This window comes from Ferruginibacter sp. (assembly GCF_031430955.1).
Classification (GTDB): Bacteria; Bacteroidota; Bacteroidia; order Chitinophagales; family Chitinophagaceae; genus Ferruginibacter.
On record NZ_JANPCM010000123.1, the window covers coordinates 1 to 3067 of the forward strand.

A 3067-nucleotide genomic window follows, 5' to 3' on the forward strand; every position below is an offset into this window, starting at 1 on the left:
GTTCATTGCTACACCTCTTGTTCTTGGTTTGATACCTTTCCATCTGTTGCGTCCAGCTTTACCCATGCTCTGCAAGAAATGGTCGCTGTTGCTAACAACACCTACTGTTGCATAACAATTAACTAATACTTTCCTTAACTCACCAGAAGGCATTTTTAATATGGCGTATTTTTCTTCTTTGTTAGTCAACTGTGCAGAAGAACCAGCACTGCGGGCCAACTTGCCACCCTGGCCTGGTTGCATTTCGATATTATGTACGTTAGTACCCAAAGGCATGTTTTTAAAGATCAATGCATTTCCTAATTCCGGTGCTACAGTATCGCCGCTCATAACTGTTTGGCCAACCTGTAACCCCTGTGGTGCAATGATGTATCTTTTTTCTCCATCAGCATAATTAACTAATGCAATAAATGCTGTACGGTTTGGATCGTACTCAATAGTTTTAACTACTGCAGGAATATTTTTCTTATCTCTTTTAAAATCTATAACACGGTACATGGTTTTATTTCCACCTCCCATATAGCGCATACTTCTTCTGCCCTGGGCATTACGGCCTGCAGTGTTCTTTTGTTTTTCCAACAAAGATTTTTCAGGCACGTTGGTAGTGATCTCTTCGTATGCATTACCAATTCTCCATCGGGTACCTGCTGTTGTTGGTTTGTATTTTCTAAGTGCCATTGTTACTATTTTATATTTTCAATTTTTGCGGTAATTGATTACCATTCATTATATAATTTTTTCTTCTCCTTTTTCCCTTCAGGGGATAGGAGCTTAGATACCGCTGCCGTAAAGGTCAATTGTTTCGCCTTCTGCAACAGTTACAATTGCTTTCTTTTTAGAAGGCTTACGGCCAACTATAAATCCGGCTTTTGTATATTTTGCTTTAGCTTTTGATGGCACTACAATTGTATTAACATTGCTAACCTGCACACCATAAAATAATTCTACAGCTTTTTTAATTTCCAGTTTATTAGCCTTTTTGTCCACTACAAAAGAGTAACGGTTTTGTTTTTCTGTTTGCTTGTTAGCTTTTTCAGATAAAATCGGCTTTATTAAAATGTCTGACGGGTTCATAAAACTAATTTGATAATTTATTATTTCTTTCAATTTGCACATTTGCCAATTGGCTTATTTGCAAATTGTTTTTATGCTTCTGCTTCTTCTGCTGTAAATACTTTTGCTGCATTTTCGGTTAACACTAACACGTTAGCATTAATGATATCATAAGTATTTATATCTCTTATTAATGTGCCATTTACATTAGCCACATTCCTAAGGCTTAAATACAAATTGTAATTATCTTCAGGTATTACAAACAAAGATTTTTTTCCGTTAACTCCCAGGTTCTTCAACATTGAAGTGAAAACACTTGTTTTTGGAGTATCCATTTTTATATCTTCTACCACAAAAATGGCGTTGTCTTTTGCTTTGTAAGCCAAAGCACTCATTTTAGCCAACGTCTTTACTTTCTGATTCAATTTGATATCATACTTATGCGGCTTTGGACCAAAAATGCTACCACCACCCTTATACAAAGGGTTACGCAGGTTACCTTTACGGGCACCACCTGTACCTTTTTGTTTGTGTAATTTTTTAGAAGAACCTTTAACTTCCATACGTGTTTTTACCTTGTGCGTACCCTGACGTTGTGCACCCTGGTATTGCTTTACGGCAAGATAAATAACGTGGTCGTTAGGTTCGATACCAAAAATTTCTTCCGGCAACTCAACTGTTCTTCCAGTCTTTTTTCCTTCTATATTTAAAACGTCTACTTGCATTGTACTTATTTTTATTGGCCAGCGGCCGGTTGCTTATTTTTGAATTAAAACAATTGAACCATTATGGCCGGGAACTGAACCGCTAACTAATATGTAATTCTTTTCAGCGAATATTTTTACTACTTTCAATCCTTTCATAGTCACTCTGTCCTGACCCATACGGCCACCCATGCGCATGCCTTTAAATACACGGCTGGCATCGGATGAGTTACCGATAGAACCGGGAGCTCTTGACCTGTCGTGCTGACCATGAGACTGGCCACCCACACCACTAAAGCCGTGACGCTTAACTACACCCTGAAAACCCTTACCTTTTGTGGTACCAACTACTTCGATGGCATCACCTTCGGCAAAAATATCCACAGTAATAGTTTCACCTACTGCTTTATCTATTTCGCTATTGCGTATTTCCTGAACGAATTTTTTAGGAGATGTTTGGGCTTTGGCAAAGTGCCCTGTTTCTGACTTTAAGGAGTGCTTTTCTTTTTTGTCGCCGAATGCTATTTGGAGAGCATTATAACCATCTGTTTCAACGGTTTTCTTTTGCGTAACAACGCATGGACCAGCTTCTATAATGGTAACCGCAGTTTGTTTACCTGTGGTGTCGAAGATACTGGTCATGCCAATTTTCTTTCCAATAATACTTTTCATTGTATCTTTTTTTTATCCAGCGCTCCTCTTTTTGGCTTCGACAGGCATCGATAAACTCAGCCTGACATCAGTTAAAAGGAGTTAGATGTTCAATATTTTTTTCTTTTTTAAGAACTTAGCGTATGCTTTCTCCGTTACTTCGACTGTGCTCAGTATGACAGTGCGGAGAAGTTCATTATGCTTTGATCTCAACATCTACACCACTTGGTAAGTCTAACTTACTTAAAGCATCTACCGTACGGCTGCTGCTGGTGTAAATATCTAATAAACGTTTATGTGTACACAGTTGAAACTGCTCACGTGCCTTTTTATTAACGTGAGGGGCACGCAATACAGTAAAAATTTTCTTGTGTGTAGGTAAAGGAATTGGTCCTGTTACTACTGCACCTGTACTGCGAACAGTTTTTACAATCTTTTCAGCTGATTTATCAACCAGGTTATGATCGTAAGACTGTAGTTTGATTCTGATTCTCTGTGACATATTTAAAGAACTTTAGAATTACCGTTTTTTTAATTTGGAGTGCAAAGGTAAGGGGATGATTTGATATAGCAAATGAAAGCGCAAAGTTTTTTTGCTTTTATTACATACAGCTGTATTAACCCCCAATATTAGTGGGTTTGGCCTTTCAATAAAAAGA

Annotated in this window: 5 protein-coding genes; all 5 read right to left on the minus strand. The window is 37.8% G+C overall.

The annotated features are described in order from the left end of the window. Window positions 1-678, minus strand: a 678-nt coding sequence (rplB, locus tag ACY65O_RS03380; protein ID WP_462219441.1) for a 50S ribosomal protein L2, incomplete at its 3' end; no start/stop codon positions are given. Window positions 679-771: 93 nt separating this feature from the next. Next, window positions 772-1074, minus strand: coding sequence for a 50S ribosomal protein L23 (gene rplW / locus ACY65O_RS03385; RefSeq protein WP_462219442.1), 303 nt, complete (start codon window positions 1072-1074; stop codon window positions 772-774). A 71-nt stretch (window positions 1075-1145) separates the two neighbouring features. Beyond that, window positions 1146-1778, minus strand: a complete 633-nt coding sequence (gene rplD, locus ACY65O_RS03390; RefSeq protein ID WP_462219443.1) for a 50S ribosomal protein L4 — start codon at window positions 1776-1778, stop codon at window positions 1146-1148. Between the two features lie 33 nt (window positions 1779-1811). Next, window positions 1812-2429: a 50S ribosomal protein L3 gene (rplC, locus tag ACY65O_RS03395; protein WP_462219444.1), complete on the minus strand. Its 618-nt coding sequence runs from the start codon at window positions 2427-2429 to the stop codon at window positions 1812-1814. A gap of 175 nt (window positions 2430-2604) precedes the next feature. Continuing rightward, window positions 2605-2910 (minus strand): 30S ribosomal protein S10, encoded by a 306-nt coding sequence (rpsJ, locus tag ACY65O_RS03400; RefSeq protein ID WP_290339494.1) that lies wholly within the window; start codon window positions 2908-2910, stop codon window positions 2605-2607. Window positions 2911-3067 lie beyond the last annotated feature (157 nt).